The 693-nt window shown below is 50.9% G+C and carries 7 tRNA genes; all 7 read right to left on the bottom strand.

From position 1 onward, the window contains the following. Nucleotides 1-36: 36 nt before the first annotated feature. Nucleotides 37-111, bottom strand: a tRNA-Glu gene (locus ACI48P_RS22275). 17 nt (nucleotides 112-128) lie between these two features. Further along, nucleotides 129-204 (bottom strand) — tRNA-Met (locus tag ACI48P_RS22270). A 16-nt stretch (nucleotides 205-220) separates the two neighbouring features. Beyond that, nucleotides 221-309: transfer RNA gene (locus ACI48P_RS22265), tRNA-Leu, on the bottom strand. Nucleotides 310-318: 9 nt separating this feature from the next. Then, nucleotides 319-392, bottom strand: a tRNA-Cys gene (locus tag ACI48P_RS22260). Nucleotides 393-405: 13 nt separating this feature from the next. Next, nucleotides 406-481 (bottom strand) — tRNA-Lys (locus ACI48P_RS22255). Nucleotides 482-488: 7 nt separating this feature from the next. Then, nucleotides 489-565: transfer RNA gene (locus ACI48P_RS22250), tRNA-His, on the bottom strand. An 11-nt stretch (nucleotides 566-576) separates the two neighbouring features. Next, nucleotides 577-653: transfer RNA gene (locus ACI48P_RS22245), tRNA-Pro, on the bottom strand. Between the last annotated feature and the right edge of the window lie 40 nt (nucleotides 654-693).

Here is a 693-nt window from a genome sequence, read left to right as displayed (position 1 = left end):
GGAACTCTACCATTGAGCTACACCCGCATATTTAATTGGTGACCCATAGGGGAATCGAACCCCTGTTACCGCCGTGAAAGGGCGGTGTCTTGACCGCTTGACCAATGGGCCATATTTAAAAATTTAATTGGTTGCGGAGGCAGGACTCGAACCTGCGACCTTTGGGTTATGAGCCCAACGAGCTGCCAACTGCTCCACCCCGCGATATTAAATGTTAAAATGGTGCCGAAGACCGGAATCGAACCGGTACGAGAGGTAAGTCCCGCAGGATTTTAAGTCCTGTGCGTCTGCCAGTTCCGCCACTTCGGCATTCTTTTATGGAGGCGACACCCAGATTCGAACTGGGGATCAAGGAGTTGCAGTCCACTGCCTTACCACTTGGCTATGTCGCCACAAAAGAATTAATGGTGATCCATCCGCGACTCGAACGCGGGACACCCTGATTAAAAGTCAGGTGCTCTACCGACTGAGCTAATGGATCAAGTTTATGGGGTGGATAATGAGAGTCGAACTCACGACCTCCAGAGCCACAATCTGGCGCTCTAACCAACTGAGCTATACCCACCATGTTTTAAATGGTCGAGGTGGAGGGACTCGAACCCCCGGCCCCATGGTCCCAAACCACGTGCGCTACCAAACTGCGCTACACCTCGAAATAATTGTTCTATGAAATTAATATGGTGGACCATCAGG

The organism is Romboutsia sp. LXY-2 (genome assembly GCF_056171995.1).
The sequence above is the reverse complement of the archived record's forward strand: the minus strand, read 5'-3'. Positions and strand labels throughout refer to the sequence as shown.